At 66.3% G+C, this 3,817-nt stretch carries 5 protein-coding genes; all 5 read left to right on the top strand.

Annotated features, from left to right (window positions below):
- A partial coding sequence (locus EOA38_RS30285; protein WP_145966129.1) for an ABC transporter permease occupies nt 1–284 on the top strand: 284 nt, incomplete at its 5' end.
- Complete coding sequence (locus tag EOA38_RS30280) at nt 284–1,147, top strand: ABC transporter permease (protein WP_126093751.1); 864 nt, start codon at nt 284–286, stop codon at nt 1,145–1,147. The genes EOA38_RS30285 and EOA38_RS30280, both read left to right, overlap by 1 nt.
- Nucleotides 1,147–2,367: an amidohydrolase/deacetylase family metallohydrolase gene (locus EOA38_RS30275; protein ID WP_127300960.1), complete on the top strand. Its 1,221-nt coding sequence runs from the start codon at nt 1,147–1,149 to the stop codon at nt 2,365–2,367. Before EOA38_RS30280 ends, EOA38_RS30275 begins: the two co-directional genes overlap by 1 nt.
- A complete protein-coding gene (locus tag EOA38_RS30270) occupies nt 2,364–3,383 on the top strand; it encodes an ABC transporter ATP-binding protein (protein WP_127300959.1) in 1,020 nt (339 codons plus the stop codon). Before EOA38_RS30275 ends, EOA38_RS30270 begins: the two co-directional genes overlap by 4 nt.
- Nucleotides 3,380–3,817, top strand: a 438-nt coding sequence (locus EOA38_RS30265; protein ID WP_127300958.1) for an ATP-binding cassette domain-containing protein, incomplete at its 3' end; no start/stop codon positions are given. The genes EOA38_RS30270 and EOA38_RS30265, both read left to right, overlap by 4 nt.

The raw sequence follows: 3,817 nt of genomic DNA, 5'->3' as shown, positions 1-3,817 counted from the left end.
GCATGAGCGAATGGCGCGTGGTGCTGAAGCACGCCTTCAAGAACGCACTGATCCCGATCATCACGGTCATCGGGCTTACCGCCGCGCTGCTGATCTCAGGGGCCGTGGTCACCGAAACGGTGTTCGGCCTGCCGGGTGTCGGCAGCCTGGTCGTGTCGGCGGTGCTGCGGCGCGACTATCCGGTCATCCAGGGCGCGCTGCTGGTCATTGCCGGCCTCTACGTGCTGGTCAATTTCGCAATCGACATGCTCTACCTCGTCGTCGACCCAAGGGTTCGCTACTGATGGCCGCGATCTCCGTCCCGCTCCATTCCGAACCCAACATCCTGTCGCGGCTGATAGGCCGACCGACCTCGGCCGTCGGCCTGACCGTGCTGGTCATCATCGTGCTCGCCGCAATCCTGGCGCCCGTCATCGCGCCCTATGCGCCGTCGAAACTCTCGATCGCCAGCCGGCTGCATCCGCCAAGCCTCGATCATCTGTTCGGTACCGACGATCTCGGCCGCGACGTGTTCACGCGCATGCTCTATGCCGCGCGTACCTCGCTCAGCGTCGGCTTCGCCGTGGTCATCCTCTCATCGATCATCGGCACGATTCTCGGGCTGACGGCGGGCTACTTCAAACGCCTCGACACACCGGTGTCGCGGCTGATCGATGCCATGATGGCGTTCCCGGATATCCTGCTGGCGATTGCATTGGTCGCCGCACTCGGCGCGACCGCGACCAATGTCGTGGTGGCGCTCGGCGTGGTCTATGCGCCCAGGATCGCCCGGGTCGTGCGGGCCTCGACGCTGGTCATCCGCGAACTGCCTTATGTGGAGGCGGCGCGGGCGCTTGGCGTGCCGACGCCGATCATCCTGATCCGCCACGTGCTGCGCAACGTCACCTCGCCGCTCCTGGTGCAGGGCACCTTCATCTTCGCCAACGCCATCCTGGCGGAGGCCGGCCTGTCCTTCCTCGGCGTCGGCATTTCGCCCGACATTCCAACCTGGGGCACGATGATCGCCACCGGCCGCCAATACATGGACCAGGCACCCTGGGTGATGATGTTTCCCGGTGCGGCAATCGTCGTGACGGTGCTGTCGCTGCAGCTCCTCGGCGACGGGCTGCGCGACCTTCTCGATCCACGTCTCGCCAAGGATATCTGATGTTTGCCAATCGCTTCCCCAAGGCCGAGCGACCGCTGCTGATCAGGAGCGCCAGACCTGTCGGGTTCGGCGACGGCGTCGGTCAGCCGATCGATGTCATGATCGACGAGCAGGGCCGTATCGCCGAGACCTCATCGGCAATCGCCGCCGGCGATCGCATCGAGGTCGTCGACGCCAAGGGCGCGTTCCTGTCGCCGGGCTGGACTGACCTGCATGTCCATGTCTGGTATGGCGGCACCGACATTTCGCTGCGCCCCGGGCAATGCGGCGCGACGCGCGGCGTCACCACGATGGTCGACGCTGGCTCCGCCGGCGAGGCGAATTTCCACGGCTTTCGCGAGTTCATCATCGAGCCCGCGAAGGAGAACGTCTACGCCTTTCTCAACATCGGCTCGATCGGCCTTGTCGCCTGCAACCGCGTCAGCGAGCTGATCGACATGCGCTCGATCGATTTCGACCGGACCATCGCCACGGTCGAGGCCAACCGCGATGTCATCGTCGGGCTGAAAGTCCGCGCCAGCCATGTCATCACCGGGGCCTGGGACTTGACGCCGGTGCGGCTCGCCAAGAAGCTCGGCCGCATCCTGAAACTGCCGATCATGGTGCATGTTGGCGAGCCGCCGCCGCTCTATGACGACGTGCTCGGCCTCTTGAGCGAGGGGGACATCGTCACCCACTGCTTCAACGGCAAGGCCGGCGGCTCGATCATCGAGGACGACGACCTCTACCGGCTTGCCGAGCAGGCGGCGGCGCGCGGTATCGTGCTCGACGTCGGCCACGGCGGCGCGTCCTTCTCCTTCGATGTCGCCAAGGCCGCGCTTGAGCGCGGCCTGCCGCCGGCGACGATCTCGACCGATCTCCACAATCGGTCGCTCGACGGCTCGGTCTGGGATATGGCCACGACCATGTCCAAGCTGTTGTCGCTCGGCATGAAATTCGAGGACGTGGTGGCGGCGTCGACCACGGCGCCACGCCGCGCCATCCGCCTGCCGACCGAAAGGCTGCTGGAGAAAGGCAAGCCAGCGGAGTTCACGCTGTTCGACGTCGTCGACGCCGATCTCACGGTGCGCGATTCACAAGGCGCGTTGAGCACGCTGCATCGGCTGTTCGAGCCGCGCCATGCCATCCTGGGCGCCCAGGCCGTGGCCGCGCATCGCCACGTGCCGGCGGAAGGCGAGGGCGGTTCGCACGCCTGTCCGCATTGCGGGTGGAAGTCATGAGCGAGCCTTTAGCCAGCGAAGTCATCCTTTCGGTCCGCGATCTCAAGACCTGGTTCGTGACGCGCCGGGTGACGGCGAAGGCGGTCGATGGCGTGACCTTCGATCTCAAGCGGGGCAGGACGCTCGCGGTGGTCGGCGAATCCGGCTCCGGCAAGTCCGTCACCAGCCTCTCCATCATGGGGCTTTTGTCGCGGCCTGGAGCGATCGCCGGCGGCAGCATCCTGTTTCGCGACCGGCAGGAGCGCGTCCACGATCTCGCCGGCTTCAGCCAGCGGCAGTTCCGCAAACTGCGCGGCAGCGAGATCGCGATGATCTTTCAGGAACCGATGACCAGCCTCAATCCGCTGTTCACGGTCGGCGACCAGATCGGCGAAATGATCGCGCTGCATGAGCCCGTCGATCGCCGTGAGGCGCGCAGGCGCGCTTTAGCCATGCTGAAGCATGTCGAGATCCCGGATGCGGAATCGCGGCTGGATGATTACCCGCACCAGATGTCGGGGGGCATGCGGCAGCGGGTGATGATCGCCATGGCGCTGTCCTGCAGCCCGTCGCTCTTGATCGCCGATGAGCCGACGACGGCGCTCGACGTCACCATCCAGGCGCAGATCCTCGATCTGTTGCGCCGGCTTCAGGCCGAGATGGGCATGTCGATCCTGTTCATCACCCACAATCTCGGCGTCGTGGCCGAAATCGCCCATGATGTCGTCGTCATGTATGGCGGCCGCGTCGTCGAGCAGGCGCCGGTCAATGATCTCTTCGCGCATCAGAGCCATCCCTACACCAGGGGCCTGCTCGCCTGCACGCCGAACGCCGCGCGTGACATCGACGCCGCCGGGCAGCGCCGCGCGCTGCATTCGATCCCGGGCAGCGTGCCGCCGATCACCAACCTGCCGCCTGGCTGCGCCTTCGAGCCGCGTTGCGATTTCGCCATCAGGCCTTGCAGGGCCGCGCCGCCGCCGTTGGTGCCGGCCGGCCCGCACGGCGCATCCCGCTGCATCCGGAGCGCCGAGCTATGAGCACCGCATCCGTCATATCAGAAGAGGTGCGGCCGCTGCTCAGCGTGCAGGGACTGACCAAGCATTTCCCGGCCAGAGGCGGCCGCATCGTCCATGCCGTCGAGGATGTCAGCTTCGATATCCAGCCCGGCTCGACCGTCGGCCTCGTCGGCGAATCCGGGTCCGGCAAGACCACCGCCGGCCGCGCCTTGCTGCGGCTGGTCGAGCCGACCGGAGGCAAGGCGCTGTTCGATGGTGTGGACCTGTTTTCGCTGTCGCAGCGCGAGCTGCGCGGCTACCGGCAAAAGCTGCAGATCGTTTTCCAGGATCCGTTTTCGAGCCTCAATCCGCGCATGCGGATCGGCGGCATCATCGGCGAGGCGCTTGACGCGGCCGGCTATCCTCGCGGAAGGCGGCGCGCCGAGCGCGTCAGCAATTCGCCGACGCGCTCGGCG

The sequence above is a fragment of the Mesorhizobium sp. M1E.F.Ca.ET.041.01.1.1 genome, assembly GCF_003997355.1.
Lineage (GTDB): Bacteria > Pseudomonadota > Alphaproteobacteria > Rhizobiales > Rhizobiaceae > Mesorhizobium.
Note: the sequence above shows the minus strand (reverse complement) of the source record. Positions and strands in the feature narration are given on the sequence as shown.

What these genes read in the sequence shown, in the direction of transcription:
- EOA38_RS30280 (WP_126093751.1), top strand. Translation starts at nt 284, where the DNA reads ATGGCCGCGATCTCCGTCCCGCTCCATTCCGAACCCAACATCCTGTCG.
- EOA38_RS30275 (WP_127300960.1), top strand. Translation starts at nt 1,147, where the DNA reads ATGTTTGCCAATCGCTTCCCCAAGGCCGAGCGACCGCTGCTGATCAGG.
- EOA38_RS30270 (WP_127300959.1), top strand. Translation starts at nt 2,364, where the DNA reads ATGAGCGAGCCTTTAGCCAGCGAAGTCATCCTTTCGGTCCGCGATCTC.